Source organism: Mycobacterium deserti (genome assembly GCF_025345615.1).
Classification (GTDB): Bacteria; Actinomycetota; Actinomycetes; order Mycobacteriales; family Mycobacteriaceae; genus Mycobacterium; species Mycobacterium deserti.
The window spans coordinates 503,849-524,994 of the sequence record NZ_JAODWD010000006.1; the positions used below are offsets into that span (position 1 = coordinate 503,849).

A 21,146-nucleotide genomic window follows, 5' to 3' on the forward strand; every position below is an offset into this window, starting at 1 on the left:
CACGCGCAGGGTGCGAAGCCAAACGCATAAGCCCTACGTGGGACGGGATTTCTGTCTCTGCGGCGGGCATGGCGACGCACATCACGACACGCCGCGGGAAGGAAGTGGGATGTCGGTGTCGTTATGCACACTGACGGCATCACGACGAATCGAGGCAGAGATGACTGGACTCGGAGCTTCCATCTACATCGGCTTCTTCGCTCTGGCCGCGCTGTGGCTGTTCTTGACCTCCGACGGGCCGCTGACGGGACGGGCCGACGATCAGGGCCAGCGCCCGCAGCGCTCGAACTCCACCAGCACTGAGGCCGCGTCCGAGGGGTCCAACCCCTGGCTGGTCAGCCACTCGTCACAGAAGTAGGTGTCCGCGTAGCGGTCGCCGCTATCGGCGAGCAGGGTCACCACCGACCCGCTGCGCTCTTCGTCGATCATCTCCGCCAAGAGGCCGAAGGCGCCCCACAAATTCGTTCCCGTCGACGGCCCGACGCGGCGGCCCAACACCGCACTCGCGTGGCGGGCGGCCGCCACGGACGCGGCATCGGGCACGGCGACCATCCGGTCGACGACATCGGGCAGGAACGACGGCTCGACGCGCGGCCTGCCGATGCCCTCGATGCGCGACGACATGCCCGTCACCACGTCGTCCCGGTGTTGGACGTATGACGGGAAGAACGCCGAGTTCTCCGGGTCGACGACGCACAGTTGTGTCGCATACCGGCGGTAGCGGATGTAGCGCCCGATGGTGGCGCTGGTGCCGCCGGTTCCTGCCCCAACCACCACCCATTGCGGACACGGGTGCGCCTCGTCGCGCATCTGCTCGAATATCGACTCGGCGATGTTGTTGTTGCCGCGCCAGTCGGTGGCACGTTCGGCGTTGGTGAACTGGTCGAGGTAGTGGCCGCCTGTCTCTTCGGCCAGCCGCTCCGCCTCTGCGTACACCTGCGACGACTCGGCGACGAAATGGCAACGGCCACCCTGTGATTCGATCAGCTTGATTTTCGTGGCACTGGTCGACGACGGCATCACCGCGATGAACGGCAGTCCGAGCAGCGCCGCGAAGTAGGCCTCCGAGACCGCCGTCGACCCCGACGAGGCCTCGATGACCGTCGTGTTCTCACCGATCCAGCCATTGCACAGCGCGTAGAGGAACAGCGAGCGTGCCAGCCGGTGCTTCAGGCTGCCGGTGATGTGGGTGGTCTCGTCCTTGAGGTACAGCTGGACGTCGACACCCTCGCTCCATGCGGTCGGCAACGGATAGCGCAGCAGATGGGTGTCGGCGCTGCGGCGGGCGTCGGCCTCGATCAGCCGGACGGCGTTGTCCGCCCAGGTGCGCGGCTGGCTGCGGCTGGCTGTCGATGCTTGCCCGGTCACCGCACCGACACGCTCGGGTGGGACTGGCCCTCCCGCATGCCGGCGTCACGGCCGCCGGTCGGCGCCGCCACCAGTGTCAGAAGCGTGGCCTCGGGCCGACAGCAGAATCGCAGCGGCGCGTACGGCGAGGTACCGATACCGGCCGACACGTGCAACTGCATGTGCGCGCCCCACTTCGAGGCACCCCTGGCCCGCGACGGGTCGATGTCGCAGTTGGTCACGATCGCGCCGTAACCCGGCAGCCGCAGCTGGCCGCCGTGCGTGTGGCCCGCCATCACCAGCTGATAGCCGTCGGCGGCGAACCGGTCCAGCACCCGGAGGTAGGGCGCATGTGCCAGACCCAGCGTCAGGTTGGCGGCCGAATTCGCCGGGCCCGCGATGGCCTCATAGCGGTCGCGCTTGAGATGCGGGTCGTCCACGCCGGCGACGGCGATCACCAAGCCGTTGACCTCGAGGTCGCGGCGGGTGTGCGTCATGTCCAGCCAGCCGCGTTCGGTGAACGCCGCGCGCAGGTCCTGCCACGGGAGCGGTTCGCCGTGAATGCGGTGCGACGGCTTGATCAAGTAATTCGCCGGGTTCTTCGGCCGTGGGCCGAAGTAGTCGTTGCTGCCGAACACGAAAACACCTGGGACAGAGAGCAGTTCGGAGAGCGACTGAACCACTGCCGGCACTGACTTCGGGTGCGCCAGGTTGTCGCCGGTGTTGACAACGAGGTCCGGCTCGAGGTCGGCGAGGCTGCGCAGCCACGCCTGCTTGCGACGTTGCTGCGGCCGCATGTGGATGTCGCTGAGGTGCAGCACCTTCAACGGCGACGAGCCTGGCGCGAGCACCGGCATGGTCACCTCACGTACGACGAACGCATTTCGCTCGATCACCGAGGCGTAGCCGATCCCCGCTACCACCGAACCGGCGGCCACGGCTGCAGAATTCTTCAGGATCGAAGAGGCTGGCATGCATGAAAGCCTACTGCGAGTCGCGCCGCGGTACCGCCCACACCCGCTGACGTCGGCCGACACCTCACCCGATCACGGCGGAGGTGGCGGCGGTGGGGGACCGAGCACCGGCACGGTGATCGGCGGCAGGCCGGGTATCTCGACGACGGTCTGGCCGACCGGAGGCGGCAGACCGGGAATGCTCGGCACGTTCACCGGTGCCGGAGGCGGTGGCGGCGCAACACCGTTGGAGACCTGGATGGTGATGATCGAGCCGGGAATGGTCTGACCACTCGGCGAGGTACCGACCACGGTGCCCAGACGCGAGGTGCTGTTCACCGAGCTCGTCTGGTCAGCCACCTGGAAGCCCGCGTCGCGAAGTCGCTGGCGCGCGTTGTCGACGGTCAGTCCGGCGACGCTCGGCACCCGGGATCCCGGCCCGCCTTCGACATACTGCGAATCGGTCGGGGGCAGCCGGACCTCACCGAAGTTGTTGGCGATCGGCTGAATGGCGCTGAACCAGGTCCGCGCGGGCTCATTGCCGCCGAACAGGTCGCCGTATCCGCACTTGCGCAGCGGGAACGAACACAACTCGCCGGGCGTGGTGGAGTCGTCGTAGATGTAGTTTCCGGCGGCCAGCGTGTTGGTGAATCCGAGGAACGCCGAGGAACGGTGCGCCTCGGTGGTTCCGGTCTTGCCGGACATCGGCAGGTTCCAGCCGACCGAACCGGCCGCCGAGGCCGCGGTGCCCGCGCCCTGGTCATCCTTGCTCATCGCGTTGGCCAAGGTGTTGGCCAAGCCTTCGGGCACGGCCTGTTCGCAGGTCTCGATGGTCACCGAGACCTCTTCGCCTTTACGGTCGATCACCTGGTCGATCGGCGTGGGCGGGCACCACACACCGCCGGAAGCCAGCGTCGCCCCCACGTTCGAGAACTCCAACGCGTTGACCTCGATCGGGCCCAACGTGAACGAGCCGATGTTCTGGCGTTTGACGAAATCGGCCAGGCTTTCATTGCTTTCCGGGTCGTAGTCGCGGGCGGTGCCCGGCAAGGCGTAGGACCGCAGGCCGAGCCGGACGGCCATGTCCACCGACCGCTGCACGCCGACCTGGGAGATGAGCTTGGCGAACGCCGTGTTCGGGGACGTGGCGAGTGCATCGGTGATGTTCATCTGGCCGCGGTAGCCCCCGGCGTTCTTCACACACCAGGTCGCCGCCGGGCAGCCGGGGCTGTCGCTGCTGCCCAGGCCCTTGGCCTGAAACTGGGCGGGCACGTCGAGCTGGGTGTTGATGCCCATCCCCATCTCCATGGCCGCGGCCACCGTGAACAGTTTGAACGTCGAGCCCGCGCCGTCGCCGACGAGCGAGAAGGGCTGCGGCTGCATTGTTTCGCCGGCATCGAGATTCAGACCGTAGGTCCGGCTGCTGGCCATCGCCAGCACCGGATGCGACTCTTTGCCCGGCCGGATCACGCTCATCACGCTGGCCACCCCGTCGAGGTCCGGGCTGGCGAAGTTGTTGACCGCCGCCTTCACCGGATTCTGCACATCGGGATCCAGGGTGGTCTTGATCAGATACCCGCCTCGCGCCACCTGCTCCTTGCTGATGCCCGCGCGCGCCAGGTATTCCAGTACGTAGTCGCAGAAGAACGCGCGGTCGCCCGCGGCGATGCAGCCGCGAGGCAGTTCCTTGGGCTGCGGGAGCACGCCCAGCGGCGTGTCTTTCGCGGCCCGCAGCGCCTCGGCTTCCTCTGGAATGTTCTGAATCATGGTGTCCAGCACCACGTTTCGACGGGCCAGGGCACCTTCAGGATTCGTATACGGGTCAAGCGCGCTGGTTGACTGCACCATGCCGGCCAGCAGCGCAGACTGCTCCCAGTTCAGATCTGAGGCATTGATGCCGAAATATGTCTGCGCGGCGTCCTGCACGCCGAACGCACCGTTGCCGAACGACACCAGATTCAGGTAGCGGGTCAGGATCTCCGGCTTGGTGAAGGTCTTGTCCAGGGTCAGCGCCATCCGGATCTCGCGCAGCTTGCGCGCCGGCGTCGTCTCGATCGCGGCTCGCCTCTCGGCATCGGTCTGCGCGACGACCAGCAGTTGATAGTTCTTGACGTACTGCTGCTCGAGGGTCGAGCCGCCTCGGGTGTCGAGATTGCCGGACAAATAGCCCGAAAGGCCGGTCAGCGTGCCCTGCCAATCGACGCCATTGTGCTCGGCGAAGCGCTTGTCCTCGATGGAGACGATCGCCAATTTCATCGTGTTCGCGATCTGCTCGCTCGGCACCTCGAACCGCCGCTGCGAGTACAGCCAGGCGATGACATTTCCCTTGGCGTCGACCATTGTCGACACCTGGGGAATCTCGCCCTCAACCAATTGGGCCGATCCGTTGGCCACCACGTCCGATGCCCTGTTCGAGATCAGTCCGAACCCGCCGGCTATCGGGAACATCAGCCCCGCGGCGACCACACTGGCGAGAATCACGCACCATGCGAGCTTGATGATCGTGACCGTCCGTGGCGGAGGGGACGGCGGGCGCTCCGACATAGGCTCAAGACTAACCAGAGGTTTTGAGCCGCAAAATGGCGGCTTCGGACGGTCGATTGCCCGCCGGACCCGCTGCGCAGACCAAACAGCGGCGTCAATTTACTGACATCACGGCACGGTCGTCCCAAAAAAGTGAGCTCCTACGTATTGCGCAGAACGGCTTTGACCATCTAATTTGGTCGAACAGTGCGATGCAGGTCACACTAGACCCTCGCAATGTGGCGTAGATCGCATCAGCGTTCTACACCGGAGGACTGCGCCGTCGCTGGGGGGCGGCTGGAACGAAGGGATCGCTGGTGTCAGCTACTAGGGCCGCCGCTCGCCGGACAACCATGATGACGAATACCGCCGCTGTCGTTCAAAGCGCCGAAGCCGAGGCACGGATCGCCTGGGTTTCTCAAGCCCGCTGCCGTCAGGCCGACCCCGACGAACTATTCGTACGCGGTGCCGCGCAGCGTAAAGCCGCGGTGATCTGCAGACACTGCCCGGTGATCGCGGAATGCGGGGCCGACGCACTGGACAACCGCGTCGAGTTCGGCGTCTGGGGCGGCATGACCGAACGTCAGCGCCGTGCCCTGCTCAAGCAGCACCCCGAGGTATCGTCCTGGGCCGAGTTCTTCTCCGCCCAGCGCAAACACCGCAGTGCGGTTTAAGTCCCTTCCTCCAAGATTGGCGCCGTGCGCCGATTGTCCGCGGCGGCGGTCGTCGCCCTAGTCTTTTCCGTCAGCGGTTGCATGTCGACCGTGTCCGGCACCGCAGTGCGGCCGAGAGTGCACGGTCAAGGCGACGAGCTGAGCGCCATGTTGCTCAGCGTCGAGGAAATCCGCGGCATCGTCGGTGCGGACAACATCGAGATCACCGAGACCTACGAGAAGTTCCTCGACTACGTCGAATTCACGCCGGAAGAGTGCGCGGGCGTGCCGTTCAACACCATCGAGCGGGCTTACCGCAACAGCGGATATCAGGCCGTGAGCGGCATGATCATGCAGAACGACGGCCAGCAGCGCTGGATCGACGAGGGGGTGGTCCGCTTCGCCACCGCGGCCGCAGCCCGTCGATTCGTCTCCGATAGCGAGCGAATCTGGCAGGACTGCTCCGGCGTCCGGGCGCATGCGGTGCCCGACGAGGACACCGCCGGGCAGATCTGGGCGATTCGCGACACAGTCAGACTCCGGAACTTCAACGGCCTGATGGTGACGTCGAGTCGGGTGGACAGGCCCGGCCGCGAATGCGCGCACGCCATGGCGGATCGGGCGCAGCTGGTGATCGACGTCGCGGTGTGCGGTCCGCAGATCGACGACGAGGCCGTAACCATTTTGGCCGGGATCGCCGACCGGCCGCCGATCTAGGCCGCTTGACCCGTGATCTGGTCGGCGATGGCCCGCAGCGCCTCGAGATCGGAGACGTCGAACGGCAATGACGGCACGCCGACGATCGCGACGTGCGGGTTTGCGCCGGTGAACCGCGACAGCAGCCGGACCTCGCGTTTGGCCGTCGCCGCGCGGTCGGCATGGATGCGCAGCGCGGCGGAGGCCAAAGCGTCGTCGTCGGCGGTCCCGATGGTCTCTGCCGCCTCCTGCGCCTTGTCGGCGTGCAACTCGCACAGGATGGGGTGGGTGCGGTTGAGGATCAGCCCGGCCAGCGGCATGTGCTCTTCCGAGAGCCGGTCGACGAAAAATGACGCCTCGCGCAGCGCATCGGGCTCAGCCGCCGACACGACGACGAACTGGGTGCCCCTGCGCTTGAGCAGCTCGTAAGTGCGGTCGGCCTTCTCGCGAAATCCGCCGAACGTCGCGTCGAGCATCTGCACGAAACCCGCTGCGTCAGCCAACATTTGCGAGCCGAGCACGGTGGAGAGCGCCTTCATGGCCAGCCCCATCGCGCCGGTGACCAGTCGCCCGATGCCGCGACCAGGCGCCAAGAGCAGCCGCCACAGTCGGCTGTCCATGAAGCTGCCCAACCGCTTTGGCGCGTCGAGGAAGTCCAGCGCATTGCGCGACGGAGGGGTGTCCACCACGACGAGGTCCCATTTATCCTGGGCCAGAAGCTGTCCGAGCTTTTCCATCGCCATGTACTCCTGCGTGCCGGCAAGAGAAGTGGCGACGGTCTGATAGAACTGGTTGTCCAGAATCGCCTCGCCGCGTTCAGGTCCCGAGTACTGCATGACCATCTCGTCGAAGGTCCGACGCATGTCGAGCATCATTGCGTGCAGCTCGCCGGGGACCTCGGGGGCGAGTGGAACCCGTTGCGGCGTATTGCCGAGATCTTTGATGCCGAGGGCCTGGGCCAGTCGTTTGGCCGGGTCAATGGTCAGCACGACCACGGTGCGCCCGTACTCGGCCGCGCGCAGCGCCATGGCCGCGGCCGTCGTGGTCTTGCCGACGCCCCCTGCGCCGCAGCACACAATGACGCGATTCGATGTGTCCTGCAGGACGGCGGCCATGTCCAGGGCCGGTGGAGCGGTACTCATCTGACTCCCTGATGGGCGAGTGCTTCGGCGAGTTCGTAGAGGCTGCCCAGGTCGACGCCGTCGGCGATCTGCGGCAGTTCCAGGCGTGCGACGTCGAGCGCGTCGAGTTGCTCGGCGCTCTCGGCCCGCGCCTGGATTCGCGTGGCGTGCTGAATGGTCTCGGTCAGAAGGCCCGCGAAGTCGCTGTCGGACAACGTGATTCCGGCCTTGGTGAGACCTGCGCGCACCGCGTCGGTGTCGACGTCACCCTCGGCCGCCTTGGCGAGGTCGTCTGCGGGCAGGTAGGCCGGGATGTTGCGGTTGACGATGACGCTGCCGATCGGCAGGTCCAGCGCCCGCAACTCCTCGATCGCTTCAACCGTCTCCTGAATGGGCAATGCCTCCAGCAGCGTCACCAGGTGAATGGTCGTCAGGTCGGAGTGCAGTACCTTGACCACGCTCTCGGCCTGCGAGTGCACCGGACCGCCCTTGGCGAGGTCCGACACCGCTTTGGTGACGTCGAGGAAGCGCGCGATGCGACCCGTCGGCGGTGAGTCGACGACGACCGCGTCGTACACCGGGTGCTTGCCCTTCTCGGCCCTGGTGACGATCTCGCGGAGCTTGCCGGTGAGCAGCACGTCGCGGAGCCCCGGCGCAATGGTCGTCGCGAATTCGACGGCCCCGATGCGGCGCATCGCCCGACCGGCGATGCCCAGGTTGTAGAACATGTCGAGGTATTCGAGGAACGCCGCCTCGGTGTCGATCGCCAGCGCGTTGACCTGGCCGCCGCCGTCGGCGGTAGCGATCTTGACCTCCTGGTAGGGCAGCGGAGGCACGTCGAATAGCTGCGCAATACCCTGGCGCCCTTCGACTTCCACCAAGAGGACCTTGCGCCCACCCGCCGCCAACGCCAGCGCCAGCGCCGCCGCGATCGTCGATTTACCGGTCCCGCCCTTGCCGGTGACGAAATGCAGTCGCGCCTTTGTCAGGCGAGACGGCCAGCCGACCGGTCTACCGCTGTTCGCTGAGGTAGCCACCCCTGCATGCTAGCTAGTGCTGATCGAGCGCCGGATAGGCTCAGCCCCATGAGCGAACCGACCCGCTGGGAGTACGCCACCGTTCCCCTGCTGACGCACGCGACCAAACAGATTCTCGACCAGTGGGGCGAGGACGGTTGGGAGTTGGTGTCGGTGCTGCCCGGCCCGACCGGCGAGCAGCACGTCGCATACCTCAAGCGACCGAAATGAGTGCCGCCGCCCGGCTCGCCGAGTTGGGCATCGAGCTGCCCGAAGTCGTCGCGCCGCTGGCGGCATATGTGCCCGCGGTACGCACGGGCAACCTCGTCTACACCGCAGGTCAGCTGCCGATCGTCGCCGGTGAGCTGACCGCGACCGGCAAAGTGGGCGCCAACGTCAGCCCCGAGCAGGCCAAGGCGCTCGCGCGGCTGTGCGGCCTCAACGCGTTGGCGGCGGTGCACGCGCTGGTCGGCATCGACGCCGTCACCCGCGTCGTGAAGGTCGTCGGATTCGTGGCGTCAGCGCCCGGCTTCGGTGGCCAGCCCGGCATCGTCAACGGCGCCTCGGAACTGTTCGGCGAAGTCTTCGGCGACGCGGGCGCGCACGCCAGATCGGCGGTCGGGGTGTCGGAGCTGCCGCGCGACGCTCCGGTGGAGATAGAGATCATCGTCGAGGTCGCGTGAGCGACGATCGGGCAGAGGTCGCGTGAGCGACGATCGGGCAGAGGTCGCGTGAGCGACGATCGGGCAGAGGTCGCGTGAGCGACGATCGGGCAGAGGTCGCGTGAGCGACGATCGGGCAGAGGTCGCGTGAGCGACGATCGGGCAGAGGTCGCGTGACTCTCGAGCATCCGGCGTACGGGCAGTTGCGGCCGGTGACCGAGACGGCCTCGGTGCTGCTGTGCGACAACCCGGGCCTGCTGACGCTCGAGGGTACCAACACCTGGGTGCTGCGCGGGCCGGGCACCGACGAGATGGTGGTCGTCGACCCCGGACCCGAGGACGACGAGCACATCGGCCGCATCGCCGAACTCGGCCCGATCCCGTTGGTGCTGATCAGCCACAAGCACGAGGATCACACCGGCGCCATCGACAAGATCGTCGAGCGGACGGGCGCGGTGGTCCGCTCGGTCGGCAGCGGATTCCTGCGAGGTCTCGGCGGGCCGCTCGTCGACGGTGAGGTCATCGACGCGGCGGGCCTGAATATCACGGTGATGGCGACGCCGGGGCACACCGCCGACTCGGTGTCGTTCGTGCTCGACGACGCCGTGCTGACCGCCGACACGGTGCTGGGCCGCGGAACGACCGTCATCGACAAGGAGGACGGCAGTTTGCGCGACTATCTCGAGTCGCTGCAGCGGCTGCGCGGCCTCGGGCGTCGCACGGTGCTACCCGGCCACGGTCCCGACCTCGACGACCTCGAAGCGGTCAGCGACGTGTACCTGGCGCACCGCCAGGAGCGACTCGAGCAGGTGCGAGACGCGTTGCGGGTTCTGGGCGAGGACGCCGGCGTGCGCCAGATCGTCGAGCACGTCTACAGCGACGTCGACGAAAAGCTGTGGGACGCCGCCGAATGGAGCGTTCAGGCCCAGCTGGACTATCTGCGTGCCTGAGCGTCGCTAGCGCGCGCGACGAGCCAGGCGCTCCGAGTCGGAGATCAACACGCTCTTGCCCTCCAAGCGGATCCAGCCGCGGTGGGCGAAGTCGGCGAGCGCCTTGTTGACGGTTTCCCGTGAGGCGCCGACCAGCTGAGCGATCTCCTCCTGCGTCAGGTCGTGCGTGACGCGCAACGCGCCGCCCTCCTGCGTGCCGAACCGCTGGGCGAGCTGCAGCAGCTGCTTGGCCACGCGGCCGGGCACGTCGGTGAAGATCAGGTCCGCCAGGTTGTTGTTGGTGCGACGCAACCGCCGGGCCAGCACGCGCAGGAGTTGTTCGGAGATTTCCGGACGGTCTTTGATCCACGCGCGCAGCGCCTCGCGGTCCATCGACACCGCACGCACTTCGGTGATCGTGGTCGCGCTCGACGTCCGCGGGCCCGGGTCGAAAATCGAAAGCTCACCGAACATGTCGGACGGGCCCATGATGGTGAGCAGATTCTCCCGTCCATCCGGGGAGCGACGACCGATCTTGATCTTCCCCGAGATGATGATGTACAGCCGGTCGCCGGGCTCGCCCTCGGCGAAGACCGTATGCCCCCGTGGGAAGTCGACGGGCTGCAATTGCTTCGTCAGCGCGGAGACAGCGCTCGGTTCGACTCCCTGGAAGATTCCGGCCCTCGCCAGGATCTCGTCCACGTTGCCCCTCTTAAACTCTCGGGTGATATGACACGCGCCAGCCGACCTCTTACTGGATTGCGAGATCAGTCTAGAGGTACGCCTCGCCGACGTTGTCGGCATTACGCCTCCAGCGCGACCAGCCCACGCTACACACGATTGGCATGTCGAGTCGGCTGAAATTCAGTATTAGGCCGGTAATGCACATATAGCCGGGTTGGCAAACCTGTGGTAATTGAGTCGACCGCCGTGCCGTTGCGCTCCGGAACACCCGCATGCAGCCGTTGGTGCAGCCCGTCCAGGGCGTGGCCCATCCCGTCTCGCGCCAGCGTATCGACATCGACGGCCTCAGCTTGCTGGAGAAACTCGGCGACGTCGATGGCCGACACGGTATCGCGGTTCATTCCGGATTCCAGTCGCTGCAGCCCGAAGGTTGCCATCATCAGCAACCCCGGAATAAGCGCGACCAGCAACCAAGACACAAGGCTGAAGTAAACACGCCGAAGGTCTCAGCGGGATCACGAATTGTCACCGGTCCGCAGCATGGTTGTCCGACGCGCTCAGTACGCTGGCATTCGTGACCGCGGCAAAGAGTTCCCGCAAATGGGACAGCGAGACCCAACTCGGTCTGACGCGTCGGGCCCGCCGCATGAATCGCGCGCTGGCACAAGCGTTTCCGCATGTGTACTGCGAGCTGGACTTCACCAACCCGCTCGAGTTGACGGTCGCGACCATCCTGTCCGCGCAGAGCACCGACAAGCGCGTCAACCTGACCACGCCCGCGCTGTTCAAGAAGTACCGCACCGCGCGCGATTACGCGCAGGCCGACCGGGCGGATCTGGAAGAACTGATCCGGCCCACCGGCTTCTACCGCAACAAGACCAACTCCCTGATCCGACTGGGGCAGGAACTGGTTGAACGATTCGACGGGGAGGTTCCGGCCACCATCGAAGAACTCGTGACGCTGCCCGGCGTCGGCCGCAAGACCGCCAACGTCATCCTCGGTAACGCGTTCGGCATCCCCGGCATCACCGTCGACACCCACTTCGGCAGGCTCGTCCGGCGCTGGCGCTGGACCTCGCTCGAGGACCCGGTCAAGGTCGAATTCGCGATCGGCGAGTTGATCGAGCGCCGTGAGTGGACCGACCTCAGCCACCGGGTGATCTTCCATGGCCGCCGCGTCTGCCATGCGCGCAAGCCTGCATGCGGCGTCTGTGTCCTCGCCAAGGACTGCCCGTCGTTCGGTATCGGCCCCACGGACCCGATGATCGCCGCGCCGCTGGTCAAGGGCCCCGAAACCGAGCATCTGCTGGCACTGGCCGGTCTCTGAGCCCCGCCGGGCGCGATGAAGGTGCGATGAGGACGTCGACCCGCTGGACCATCGCGGTGCTGATCGTGGTCGCGGCGCTGACCGCGGGACTGGTCATGCAGCTGCGTGACGACTCCCGGCAGAGCGGCGACGGCCCGACGGCGCGCGACCGCCGCGACGCGGACACCGCCGAGGCGTTGGCCGGCCCGCGCGCCGACGCGAAGTTACCTCCTTGCCCGTCGCCGCGCGGCGGGCCCGGCACCGCGCGACTGCGCGGCATCTCGCTCGAATGCGCGGGGGACGGCGCGAGTGTCGACGTCGCGGCGGCTCTCGCTGGCCGGACGGTGGTGCTGAACCTGTGGGCGTACTGGTGCGCCCCCTGCGCCGAGGAACTGCCCGCAATGGCCGAATATCAGCGCCGGGCCGGGCCCGGTGTGACCGTGCTGACGGTGCACCAGGACGAGAACGAAACGGCCGCGCTGCTGCGCCTGGCCGAGCTGGGCGTGCGACTGCCGACGTTGCAGGACGGCCGCCGTCTGATCGCCGCCGCGCTCGCGGTCCCCAATGTGATGCCCGCGACGGTGGTGCTGCGCGCGGACGGTAGCGTTGCCGAAATCCTGCCGCGCTCGTTCACTACCGCTGACGAGATCGCGGCGGCGGTAGGACCGAACGTCGGATGATCGAAGGGGCAGTCGCGGTGAGCTGGGTCAGCGACGGGGGTCATCGCCTCGCCCCCGATGCCGCCCCGCCGTGGCTCAAGCCGCTGGTCGAGAACGCCAAAGACGTCAAGCGTGCGTACCGCAGGCGGGTGCCCGCCGACGTTCTGGCGATGGTGTCGGCGGCGAACGCCAAGGCGGTGATGACCGGTGGTGGCCGCGACGCCGCGGTGCTCGTGCTGTTCTCCGGTCCGTGGGACAGTCAATCCGGTGGTCTGCCCGACGACGCTGACCTGCTGGTGACGGTCCGGGCCTCGACGCTGCGCCACCATGCCGGCCAGGCCGCCTTTCCCGGCGGCGCGGCCGATCCGGGCGACGACGGACCGGTGCACACCGCGCTACGGGAGGCCAACGAGGAGACCGGCCTCGACGCGACCCGCCTGCAACCTCTGATCACGCTGGAGCGGATGTTCATTCCGCCCTCGGGGTTCCACGTCGTACCCGTGCTGGCGTTCTCCACCGATCCCGGCCCGGTGGCGGTGGTTGACGAGGCCGAGACCGCTATCGTCGCCCGCGTCCCGGTCCGTGCGTTCGTCAACCCGAAGAACCGAATGATGGTGTACCGCAGCGACAGAACGCGTCGGTTCGCCGGTCCCGCCTTCCTGCTCAATCAGATGCTGGTGTGGGGTTTCACCGGGCAGGTGATCTCGGCGATGCTCGACGTCGCCGGCTGGGCCGAACCGTGGAATACCGACGACATCCGCGAACTCGAGGACGCAATGAGCCTCGTCGGTCATGACGGCGACTGTGCCGATTAGGGTGGGGCTCAACCATGACACCGTCGCAGTGGCTTGACCTCGCCGTACTCGCCGTCGCATTCGTCGCCGCCATCTCCGGGTGGCGGTCCGGGGCGCTGGGCTCTCTGCTGTCCTTCGTCGGCGTGGTACTCGGCGCCGTGGCCGGTGTGTTGCTGGCCCCGCACGTCGTGGCCAACATCGAGGGACCCCGCACCAAGCTGTTCGTCACACTGTTTCTGATCCTGGCCCTGGTGGTCGTCGGCGAGATCGCCGGTGTGGTGCTCGGCCGGGCGGTACGCGGCGCCATCCGCAACCGCACGCTGCGGGCTTTCGACTCAACGATCGGTGTCGCGCTGCAGATCGTGGCCGTGATGGTCGCGGCGTGGATGCTGACCTACCCGCTGCAGTCGTCGGATCAGCCGAACCTGGCGGCGGCAGTGCGCGGTTCGCAGGTGCTCAAAGAGGTCGACGATGTCGCGCCGGATTGGCTGCGGTCGGTGCCGACCCGGCTGTCGGCCCTGCTTGACACCTCCGGCCTGCCCGATGTTCTCGAACCGTTCGGCCGCACGCCGATCGTCGCGGTCGACGCGCCTGACGCCGCGCTGGCTGCCGACCCCGTCGTCACGATGAGCCGACCCAGCGTGGTGAAGATCCGCGGCGTCGCGCCAGGATGCCAGAAAGTGTTGGAGGGCACCGGCTTCGTGATCGCACCGGGCCGGGTGATGTCCAACGCGCACGTCGTCGCGGGTTCGGAAAGCGTCACCGTCCAGGCCGACGGGCAGGAGTACGAAGCGTTCGTCGTGTCCTACGACCCCAATGCCGACATCTCGATCCTCGACGTCCCCGACCTGCCGTCGGCGCCGTTGCAGTTCGCGCAGGAACCGGCGGTCACCGGCACGGACGCCGTCGTCATGGGCTACCCGGGCGGCGGGGACTTCGTTGCGACGCCTGCGCGCGTGCGGGAGGTCATCGAACTCAACGGGCCCGACATCTACCGCAGCACCACGGTGACCCGCCAGGTGTACACGATCAGAGGCAGTGTCCGCCAAGGCAATTCGGGCGGACCAATGATCGACCGCAACGGCCAGGTGCTCGGCGTGGTGTTCGGGGCCGCCGTCGACGACGCCGACACAGGGTTCGTGCTCACCGCCGAAGAGGTGTCGCGTCAGCTGGCCAAGGTCGGCAACTCCGAGCGCGTCGCCACCGGTAACTGCATCACCTGATTCACGGTTGGGTCCGGCTCAGGTGCCGTACACCTGCGCGAGGAAACGCGACAGCGCCGCGTTGACCGCATCGGGGGCTTCCTCGTGGGCGAAATGTCCTGCGCCGGCGACGGATGCGTAGCGGCCATGCGGTGCATAGCGCTGCGTCCGGTACACGGGGTCGGGCAGCACGTAAGGATCGGCGTCGCCGCGCAGATGCAGAACCGGCACACTGAGCGGACGCTTCATCGATCGCATGAAACGCCGTCCTTCACCGCGTAGCTGGCTGCGCACTGCCCACCGCTGGTATTCCAGCGCACAGTGGGCAGCCCCTGGGATCTGGATGGCGCGGCGCATGTGCGCGATGGTCTCCGAATAGTCCTCGGAGGCAAGCCATTTCCCGCCCGCGCGACTGCGCATCAACCCGTCGAGTTCCTCGGCGTTGTGTCGGGTCAGCGAGCGCTCCGGCCAGATGGGCACCTGATAGCGCAGCATCCACGGCAGCAGCGCGCGGCCCTGGTCCCGCCGCCGTAGCGCCGAGGCGCGCAGCGCGACAGGATGCGGTGAACTGACGACGGCGATGGATCGGACCACCCGCGGATGCAGCACCGCGGTCGCCCAGCACACCAGTCCACCGTCGGCGTGGCCGATCAGCGTCGCGGCCTTGTGGCCCAGTGCTCGCACCAGGCCGGCGGTGTCGCCGGCCAGCGTCCAGCCGTCGTAACCGCGGGGCGGTTTGTCGCTGCCGCCGTAGCCGCGCAGGTCGACCGCCACCACGCGCGCACCGGTCAAGCCGCGCAACTGGTGACGCCACGACCACCAGAACGAGCCGAACCCGTGCAGCAGGATGACCAGCGGCCGGTCGATGGCCGGAGTCGAGGTGGCTTCCAGAGCTTCCGCTTCGACGACGTGGAAGCGAATTCCGTTGGCGTGCACCTCGAGATGACGCCACGGACCGTCGATGCGCACCACCGACGGATCGGGTGGGGGCATTACCAGCCCGAGGGATCGGCCGTCGACGCAGGTTTACCGTCGCCCGCCGCGATCGCCGCGCCCTTCCTGTCGTGACCGGGCGTCAGCGCCTCGGGAATCTCCTTGACCGACTCGATGGTCTTCCGCGGCCCGCGGATGCGGCGCACCTTGAGATAACCCAGCAGGGCCAGGACCGCGGTGACCACCACCATGACCCCGAACACGATCAGGAAGGCCGCCCACCGCCAGATCCAGGTATCGAGCAGTTCGGCGGCGAAAAAGAAGAAGAAGAAGGTCGAGTAGAACAGCACCACCAGCGCCAGGATGAAGAAGACGCTGCCGGTGAGGCCCTTCTTCACGTCGCGGGTGATCTCGGCCTTGGCGAGTTCCACCTCGGCACGCACCAGTGTCGACACCTGGGCGGTGGCGTCTTTGACGAGGTCACCGATCGACGGATCAACCTTCGGCGCGTGCGGGTCTACCAGCGGTATCGACGTCACGGTGCTCGGCACGCCATTCCTGCGATCGCTCACGCAGTTCATGTTGCCATGCGGCGCATCTCTAATCGATGCCTGGCCGACGATAGACTGACCCGGTTGTCGTCAAGGCAGGTCGGCTCGTCGATAGGGGAGGTTCAGTTGAGGATGCGCGGCCGCTGCCTCGGCGCACTCGTGGCCGTCGTCGGTCTAGCTCTACTGGCGCCTCTCGGCGTCGCGTCGGGCCAGGCCCCGGTGACCTTGGGCGGAGGGTCCGGTCTGGTGGTCAACGGGGCGACCATGTGCACGCTGACGACTATCGGCAACGACAACCGCGGCAATCTGATCGGTTTCACCAGCGCGCATTGCGGCGGTCCGGGGGCCAAGGTCGCAGCCGAGGGCGCCGACAACGCCGACGTCGTCGGCACCATGGTTGCCGGTAACGACGCCCTCGACTACGCGGTGATCCAGTTCGACCCGGCCAAAGTGCGACCGACCAACAACGTCAACGGATTTCGGATTGACGGCCTCGGCCCCGACCCGCTCGTCGGCGACATCGCCTGCAAACTGGGCCGCACCACCGGTTACTCCTGCGGCGTCACGTGGGGACCCGGCGATGAACCGGGCACCTTCATCAATCAGGTGTGCGGACAGCCCGGCGACTCCGGGGCACCGGTCACCGTCAACAACCGACTGGTCGGCATGATCCACGGCGCGTTCTCCGAGGATCTGCCGACATGCATCGTCAAGTACATCCCGCTGCACACCCCCGCGGTGAATATGTCGTTCAACACGCAGTTGGCCGACATCACCGCCAAGAACAGGCCGGGAACAGGTTTCGTTCCCGTCGGTGCCGTCGACTGATCGCGCTTGCGAGCCCGGCTACTTGCTGGCCCGGATCGCCTCAAACACGCTGGGATCGACCAGGGTTGACGTGTCGCCGAGCTCACGGCCCTCGGCGACGTCGCGCAACAGCCGGCGCATGATCTTGCCACTGCGTGTTTTCGGTAGCTCAGGCACGACGTGGATCTCGCGCGGTCGGGCGATCTTGCCTATCTCCTTGGCCACCTGCTCGCGTAGTTCGTCGACCATTTCGTCGCCGCTGTTCTTGGCGCTCCCTTCGAGGATGACGAACGCGCAGATGCCCTGGCCGGTGGTCTCGTCGCTGGCGCCGACGACCGCGGCCTCGGCGACGCCGGAGTGGCCCACCAATGCCGATTCCACCTCGGTGGTCGAAATCCGGTGTCCCGACACGTTCATCACGTCGTCGATGCGGCCCAGCAGCCAGATGGATCCGTCCGAGTCAACGCGCGCGCCGTCACCGGCGAAGTACCAACCCTTTTCGGCATAGCGCGACCAGTAAGTCTCCTTGTAGCGCTCGGGGTCGCCCCAGATGCCACGCAGCATGGACGGCCACGGCTGGTCGAGCACCAGGTAGCCGGTGACGTGCTCGGCCTCGTCGGCGCCGGGCACCAACTCGTTGCCCTCCTCGTCGACGATCATGGCCGAGATGCCCGGCAGCGGTTGCATCGCCGATCCCGGCTTGGCCTCGGTGACACCTGGAAGCGGGGAGATCATGATCGCACCCGTCTCGGTTTGCCACCAGGTATCGACGACGGGAGTTTTGTTGCCGCCGAACGCATCCCGATACCAGCGCCACGCCTCGGGATTGATCGGCTCGCCGACCGAGCCCAACAACCGTAGGCTCGACAGGTCGTGGGCGTCCGGGAACTGGCGGCCCCACTTCATGAACATGCGGATCAGCGTGGGCGCGGTGTAATAGATGGTGACGCCGTACTTTTCGATGATCTCGAAGTGCCGGTGCTCGTTGGGCGAGTTCGGCGTGCCCTCGTACACCACCTGCGTGCAGCCGTTCGCGAGCGGACCGTACACGATGTACGTGTGGCCGGTGACCCAGCCGATATCGGCTGTGCACCAGTACACGTCTTCATCGGGCTTGATGTCGAAGACGTTGTAATGCGTGTACGACGACTGCACGAGGTAGCCGCCGGAGGTGTGCATGATGCCCTTGGGTTTACCGGTGGTGCCCGAGGTGTAGAGCAGAAAAAGCGGATGCTCGGAATCGAACGCCTCGGGGGTGTGCTCGGATGATGCCGAATCGACGGTGTCGTGCCACCACACATCGCGGCCATCGGTCCACGGCGTGTCGATTCCGGTGCGGCGGACCACGAGAACGTGCTCGACGGAATCCTGTCCCTCGCAGGCTTCGTCAACGGACTCCTTGAGCGAGGCTGCCTGCCCGCGCCGGTACTGCCCGTCGGAGGTGATTACCAGCTTGGCTTCGGCGTCCTCGATGCGGGCCGACAGGGCCGTCGACGAGAAGCCCGCGAACACCACACTGTGCAGCACCCCCAGCCGCGCGCACGCCAGCATCGCGATGATCGCCTCGGGCAGCATCGGCATGTAGATCGCGGCGCGATCGCCCGCGGCGAGCCCGAGATCTGTCAGCGCATTGGCGGCCTTGCACACCTCGGTCTTGAGTTCGGCGTAGGTGAGGGTGCGGCTGTCGCCCGGCTCGCCCTCCCACAGGATGGCCACGCGGTCGCCGTTTCCGGCCTCCACGTGCCTGTCGACGCAGTTGTACGCGACGTTGAGCTTGCCGCCGACGAACCACTTCGCAACCGGTGCCTCGGACCAGTCCAACACCTCAGCGAACGGCGTTTCCCACGACAATCGTTCGGCCTGTTTTCCCCAGAACGCGAGGCGGTCCTCTTCGGCCTCGCGATACATGCCCTCTTTCGCGTTGGCCTGGGCGGCGAACTCGGGCGACGGCGGGTAGACGGACTTCGATTCGGTGTGCGTCTCGGACATAGGTGTGAGCGTAGTCACCAATCTCGCACCGGAGGTTGGCAACTCACAGTCCTCTCCGCGGGCGGCGTCTGGCGCGCGTTGAGCGGTCGACTAGCGTCGGTTGCCGTGACCGACCCGTTGGCGCCGTTGGCGCAACTCTCGGGCGTCGCGGACGCCGGAGAGCAGGCCCGCGAGGCGTTGGGCCGGGCGCACCGGCACCGCACCAACCTCCGCGGGTGGCCCGCGTCGGCCGCCGAGGCGGCGCTGCGTGCGGCCAGGGCGTCGTCCGTGCTGGACGGCGGCTCATTGCAGTTGTCGGACGACGGCACGGCAGAGCCGGTGCTGGCGGGCGCGCTGCGCGTCGCCGAGGCGTTGGAGGGTGGTGCGACCTCGCTGATCGGTGTGTGGCAACGAGCCCCACTGCAAGCGATCGCCCGGTTGCATGCGCTGGCGGCCGCGGATCTGGCCGACGAGGACCACCTGGGCCGGCCCCGGGCGGATGTCGAGGTCAGTCGGCGGTTGTCGCTGTTGGCCGACATCGTCACCGGCGGAACGCGCGTCGCCGCTCCTGTGCTGGCCGCCGTGGTGCACGGTGAACTTCTCACGCTGGCCCCGTTCGGCACCGCGGACGGCGTCGTGGCCAGAGCGGTCTCCCGGCTGGTGACCATCACCAGCGGTCTTGACCCGCACGGTCTCGGCGTTCCGGAGGTGTACTGGATGCGTCAGTCGGGCGAATACCGCGCCGCCGCGCGGGGATTCGCGTCGGGCACCCCCGAGGGCCTCACTGCGTGGCTCGTCCTGAGCTCGCGCGCGTTGCATGCCGGTGCGCGGGAAGCGCTGTCGATCGCGCAGGCGACGCCCGGCACCTCGCCCCAGCAACGCGAAGCGGGCGACGCTCCGAAGTGATTCGGCTCGCCGCCCGCTAGCACGGAGGCCGGTTACCAAGCGTGCTTGGTGGGTTGCGTGGGTTGGCCTCGGCGTCTTGTCGATGCGCTTCGACGGACATCTCCACCCAAAGAGTTGTCGATGTCGTCCGCTTTTCGCAATTACGCAGGCCCGCAACACTATTGCCTATTCCGCGGCATGTGCTCCGCGTGGGTGCCGGGATCCGTGCTGGGGAGTCCGATTCGGGAGACCGAGCCTTCTCTTCCGGCTCGACCTTGGCCTCGTCGGGCTTCCGTGCTTCCTTTGTACTCCGTGACGCTGATCACATCAAGGGCCAACTTCGGCGCGACGCGAGATCGTTACGAACCGGCGTCAGCTACTACGCGGCGTAGCGCCTCAGAAGGCGAATCGGCGTAGTAACGAGTAGGTCAGCGCGCCGGCGGCCAGTGCGCTCACTCCGACCGCCGCCGTCGTTGCCATGGCGGCCCCTGAGGGCGCCGGAATTCGATCGCGCAGCGACACCGGTCTGGTGAATGTCAGCACCGGCCAACCCCGCAGTGCCGCCTCTTTGCGCAGAGCGCGGTCGGGGTTTACCACAGCCGGGTGGCCGACGATCTCGAGCATCGGCAGATCCGTGACCGAATCCGAGTAGGCGTATGAATGCTCGAGGGCGTACCCCTCGCGGGCGGCGAGCTGGCGGATGGCCTCCACCTTGCCCTCGCCGAAACAGTAGAACGCGATTTCGCCGGTGTAGCGGCCGTCTTCGACGACCATGCGGGTGGCCATCGCGTGGGTGGCGCCGAGCGCGCGGGCGATCGGCGCGACGATCTCCTCGCCAGAGGCCGAGACCACGACCACGTCGCGGCCACAAAGCTTGTGGTCGGCTATCAAGTCGGCGGCCTCGGCGAAGACCAGGGGGTCGACGATGTCGTGCAATGCCTCGCCGACGATCGACTTGACCTGCTCGACGTCCCATCCGGTGCACATGTTGGTGACGTAGGACCGCATCCGGTCCATCTGATCGTGATCGGCTCCGGACATCAGGAAGAGGAACTGGGCGTAGGTCGATTTCAGAACCGCCCGGCGATTGATTAGCCCCTGGTCGAAGAAAGGTTTGCTGAAGGCCAATGTGCTCGATTTGGCTATCACCGTTTTATCTAGATCGAAGAATGCCGCTGTTCGGACCGACTCAGAGGGGGCGCCGGGAGTTTGCGGTACGGTCGACCGCTCGGCCTCCGGCTGGGATGCGGTCACCTCGTCAGCATAGGGGCGAGAGCGTGACATTTCGCGGAAGAGTGTACAAACTGGCAGTTCACGACACGTGCGTGTCACTGCATCTTTTGTTCTGTCAACTGCTTTTGTCGGTCGCCAGCACTTGCGCCCTCGCGCAACGGCGTGTGTATAGTAAGCATTACTCGGCTTATGCCGGGTGTGCATCAGCCCGACCCCCCGGGGCT

General features: G+C 66.8%; 22 protein-coding genes. 11 read left to right on the plus strand and 11 right to left on the minus strand.

Features of this window, described 5'->3' with window-relative positions; all coding sequences use genetic code 11:
- Positions 1-261 precede the first annotated feature (261 nt).
- The 3 genes from N4S67_RS25345 to ponA2 form a co-directional block, all read right to left on the minus strand.
- Positions 262-1,368, minus strand: a complete 1,107-nt coding sequence (locus tag N4S67_RS25345; protein WP_260995762.1) for a PLP-dependent cysteine synthase family protein — start codon at positions 1,366-1,368, stop codon at positions 262-264.
- Positions 1,365-2,321 carry a metallophosphoesterase gene (locus N4S67_RS25350; protein WP_260995763.1) on the minus strand — a complete coding sequence of 319 codons (957 nt, stop codon included), beginning with the start codon at positions 2,319-2,321 and terminating at the stop codon, positions 1,365-1,367. The genes N4S67_RS25345 and N4S67_RS25350 overlap by 4 nt, the downstream gene beginning before the upstream one ends.
- Positions 2,322-2,393: 72 nt before the next feature.
- The gene (gene ponA2, locus N4S67_RS25355) at positions 2,394-4,844 is read right to left on the minus strand and encodes a transglycosylase/D,D-transpeptidase PonA2 (RefSeq protein ID WP_260995764.1); all 2,451 of its coding nucleotides are present in this window, start codon (positions 4,842-4,844) and stop codon (positions 2,394-2,396) included.
- A gap of 335 nt (positions 4,845-5,179) precedes the next feature.
- Here ponA2 and N4S67_RS25360 point away from each other — a divergent pair, with 335 nt between their 5' ends.
- A complete protein-coding gene (locus tag N4S67_RS25360) occupies positions 5,180-5,497 on the plus strand; it encodes a WhiB family transcriptional regulator (protein ID WP_260995765.1) in 318 nt (105 codons plus the stop codon).
- A gap of 90 nt (positions 5,498-5,587) precedes the next feature.
- Entirely contained in the window at positions 5,588-6,193 is a 606-nt protein-coding gene (locus N4S67_RS25365) for a sensor domain-containing protein (protein ID WP_260995766.1), read from the plus strand.
- Here N4S67_RS25365 and N4S67_RS25370 read toward each other — a convergent pair.
- Together N4S67_RS25370 and N4S67_RS25375 are read right to left on the minus strand one after the other, a co-directional pair.
- A complete protein-coding gene (locus tag N4S67_RS25370) occupies positions 6,190-7,314 on the minus strand; it encodes an ArsA family ATPase (protein WP_260995767.1) in 1,125 nt (374 codons plus the stop codon). The two genes, N4S67_RS25365 and N4S67_RS25370, sit on opposite strands and share 4 nt — an antisense overlap.
- Positions 7,311-8,330, minus strand: coding sequence for an ArsA family ATPase (locus tag N4S67_RS25375; protein WP_260995768.1), 1,020 nt, complete (start codon positions 8,328-8,330; stop codon positions 7,311-7,313). Before N4S67_RS25375 ends, N4S67_RS25370 begins: the two co-directional genes overlap by 4 nt.
- Positions 8,331-8,378: 48 nt before the next feature.
- Here N4S67_RS25375 and N4S67_RS25380 point away from each other — a divergent pair, with 48 nt between their 5' ends.
- From N4S67_RS25380 to N4S67_RS25390, 3 genes are all read left to right on the plus strand, one after another.
- The gene (locus N4S67_RS25380) at positions 8,379-8,540 is read left to right on the plus strand and encodes a DUF4177 domain-containing protein (RefSeq protein ID WP_014817956.1); all 162 of its coding nucleotides are present in this window, start codon (positions 8,379-8,381) and stop codon (positions 8,538-8,540) included.
- Entirely contained in the window at positions 8,537-8,992 is a 456-nt protein-coding gene (locus N4S67_RS25385) for a RidA family protein (protein WP_260995769.1), read from the plus strand. The genes N4S67_RS25380 and N4S67_RS25385 overlap by 4 nt, the downstream gene beginning before the upstream one ends.
- 152 nt (positions 8,993-9,144) lie before the next feature.
- Positions 9,145-9,921 carry an MBL fold metallo-hydrolase gene (locus tag N4S67_RS25390; RefSeq protein WP_260995770.1) on the plus strand — a complete coding sequence of 259 codons (777 nt, stop codon included), beginning with the start codon at positions 9,145-9,147 and terminating at the stop codon, positions 9,919-9,921.
- A 6-nt stretch (positions 9,922-9,927) separates the two neighbouring features.
- On the opposite strand, the gene crp is transcribed toward N4S67_RS25390, so the two are convergent.
- Both crp and N4S67_RS25400 read right to left on the minus strand, forming a co-directional pair.
- Positions 9,928-10,602, minus strand: a complete 675-nt coding sequence (gene crp / locus N4S67_RS25395) for a cAMP-activated global transcriptional regulator CRP (RefSeq protein WP_260995771.1) — start codon at positions 10,600-10,602, stop codon at positions 9,928-9,930.
- Between the two features lie 128 nt (positions 10,603-10,730).
- Entirely contained in the window at positions 10,731-11,024 is a 294-nt protein-coding gene (locus tag N4S67_RS25400; protein WP_260995840.1) for a hypothetical protein, read from the minus strand.
- A 206-nt stretch (positions 11,025-11,230) separates the two neighbouring features.
- Here N4S67_RS25400 and nth point away from each other — a divergent pair, with 206 nt between their 5' ends.
- From nth to marP, 4 genes are read left to right on the plus strand one after another with little or no spacing between them, the layout of a single operon-like run.
- Entirely contained in the window at positions 11,231-11,911 is a 681-nt protein-coding gene (nth, locus tag N4S67_RS25405) for an endonuclease III (protein ID WP_260995841.1), read from the plus strand.
- A gap of 26 nt (positions 11,912-11,937) precedes the next feature.
- Positions 11,938-12,570, plus strand: coding sequence for a TlpA disulfide reductase family protein (locus N4S67_RS25410; protein WP_260995772.1), 633 nt, complete (start codon positions 11,938-11,940; stop codon positions 12,568-12,570).
- Positions 12,567-13,364 (plus strand): NUDIX hydrolase, encoded by a 798-nt coding sequence (locus tag N4S67_RS25415; RefSeq protein ID WP_390893515.1) that lies wholly within the window; start codon positions 12,567-12,569, stop codon positions 13,362-13,364. Before N4S67_RS25410 ends, N4S67_RS25415 begins: the two co-directional genes overlap by 4 nt.
- 14 nt (positions 13,365-13,378) lie before the next feature.
- Positions 13,379-14,566 (plus strand): acid resistance serine protease MarP, encoded by a 1,188-nt coding sequence (gene marP / locus N4S67_RS25420; RefSeq protein ID WP_260995773.1) that lies wholly within the window; start codon positions 13,379-13,381, stop codon positions 14,564-14,566.
- A gap of 18 nt (positions 14,567-14,584) precedes the next feature.
- Here marP and N4S67_RS25425 read toward each other — a convergent pair whose 3' ends face one another.
- On the minus strand, positions 14,585-15,538 hold the full coding sequence (locus tag N4S67_RS25425) for an alpha/beta fold hydrolase (RefSeq protein ID WP_260995774.1): 954 nt from the start codon (positions 15,536-15,538) through the stop codon (positions 14,585-14,587).
- A complete protein-coding gene (locus N4S67_RS25430; RefSeq protein WP_260995775.1) occupies positions 15,538-16,059 on the minus strand; it encodes a phage holin family protein in 522 nt (173 codons plus the stop codon). The genes N4S67_RS25425 and N4S67_RS25430 overlap by 1 nt, the downstream gene beginning before the upstream one ends.
- Positions 16,060-16,161: 102 nt before the next feature.
- Between N4S67_RS25430 and N4S67_RS25435 the strand changes: the two genes are divergently transcribed.
- Positions 16,162-16,857, plus strand: coding sequence for a S1 family peptidase (locus tag N4S67_RS25435; RefSeq protein WP_260995843.1), 696 nt, complete (start codon positions 16,162-16,164; stop codon positions 16,855-16,857).
- 18 nt (positions 16,858-16,875) lie between these two features.
- Here N4S67_RS25435 and acs read toward each other — a convergent pair whose 3' ends face one another.
- Positions 16,876-18,825, minus strand: a complete 1,950-nt coding sequence (acs, locus tag N4S67_RS25440) for an acetate--CoA ligase (protein ID WP_260995776.1) — start codon at positions 18,823-18,825, stop codon at positions 16,876-16,878.
- Positions 18,826-18,930: 105 nt separating this feature from the next.
- Here acs and N4S67_RS25445 point away from each other — a divergent pair, with 105 nt between their 5' ends.
- Positions 18,931-19,710 (plus strand): oxidoreductase, encoded by a 780-nt coding sequence (locus N4S67_RS25445; protein ID WP_260995777.1) that lies wholly within the window; start codon positions 18,931-18,933, stop codon positions 19,708-19,710.
- Positions 19,711-20,085: 375 nt separating this feature from the next.
- Here the strand turns inward: N4S67_RS25445 and N4S67_RS25450 are convergent, their stop codons facing one another.
- The gene (locus N4S67_RS25450; RefSeq protein WP_260995778.1) at positions 20,086-20,973 is read right to left on the minus strand and encodes an HAD-IB family hydrolase; all 888 of its coding nucleotides are present in this window, start codon (positions 20,971-20,973) and stop codon (positions 20,086-20,088) included.
- Between the last annotated feature and the right edge of the window lie 173 nt (positions 20,974-21,146).

Coding starts and splice junctions, on each gene's coding strand:
- N4S67_RS25350 (WP_260995763.1), bottom strand. CDS start 2,321: ATGCCAGCCTCTTCGATCCTGAAGAATTCTGCAGCCGTGGCCGCCGGT.
- ponA2 (WP_260995764.1), bottom strand. CDS start 4,844: ATGTCGGAGCGCCCGCCGTCCCCTCCGCCACGGACGGTCACGATCATC.
- N4S67_RS25360 (WP_260995765.1), top strand. CDS start 5,180: ATGACGAATACCGCCGCTGTCGTTCAAAGCGCCGAAGCCGAGGCACGG.
- N4S67_RS25370 (WP_260995767.1), bottom strand. CDS start 7,314: ATGAGTACCGCTCCACCGGCCCTGGACATGGCCGCCGTCCTGCAGGAC.
- N4S67_RS25380 (WP_014817956.1), top strand. CDS start 8,379: ATGAGCGAACCGACCCGCTGGGAGTACGCCACCGTTCCCCTGCTGACG.
- N4S67_RS25385 (WP_260995769.1), top strand. CDS start 8,537: ATGAGTGCCGCCGCCCGGCTCGCCGAGTTGGGCATCGAGCTGCCCGAA.
- N4S67_RS25400 (WP_260995840.1), bottom strand. CDS start 11,024: ATGATGGCAACCTTCGGGCTGCAGCGACTGGAATCCGGAATGAACCGC.
- nth (WP_260995841.1), top strand. CDS start 11,231: ATGAATCGCGCGCTGGCACAAGCGTTTCCGCATGTGTACTGCGAGCTG.
- N4S67_RS25410 (WP_260995772.1), top strand. CDS start 11,938: ATGAGGACGTCGACCCGCTGGACCATCGCGGTGCTGATCGTGGTCGCG.
- N4S67_RS25415 (WP_390893515.1), top strand. CDS start 12,567: ATGATCGAAGGGGCAGTCGCGGTGAGCTGGGTCAGCGACGGGGGTCAT.
- marP (WP_260995773.1), top strand. CDS start 13,379: ATGACACCGTCGCAGTGGCTTGACCTCGCCGTACTCGCCGTCGCATTC.
- N4S67_RS25425 (WP_260995774.1), bottom strand. CDS start 15,538: ATGCCCCCACCCGATCCGTCGGTGGTGCGCATCGACGGTCCGTGGCGT.
- N4S67_RS25430 (WP_260995775.1), bottom strand. CDS start 16,059: ATGAACTGCGTGAGCGATCGCAGGAATGGCGTGCCGAGCACCGTGACG.
- N4S67_RS25435 (WP_260995843.1), top strand. CDS start 16,162: ATGCGCGGCCGCTGCCTCGGCGCACTCGTGGCCGTCGTCGGTCTAGCT.
- acs (WP_260995776.1), bottom strand. CDS start 18,825: ATGTCCGAGACGCACACCGAATCGAAGTCCGTCTACCCGCCGTCGCCC.
- N4S67_RS25450 (WP_260995778.1), bottom strand. CDS start 20,973: ATGTCACGCTCTCGCCCCTATGCTGACGAGGTGACCGCATCCCAGCCG.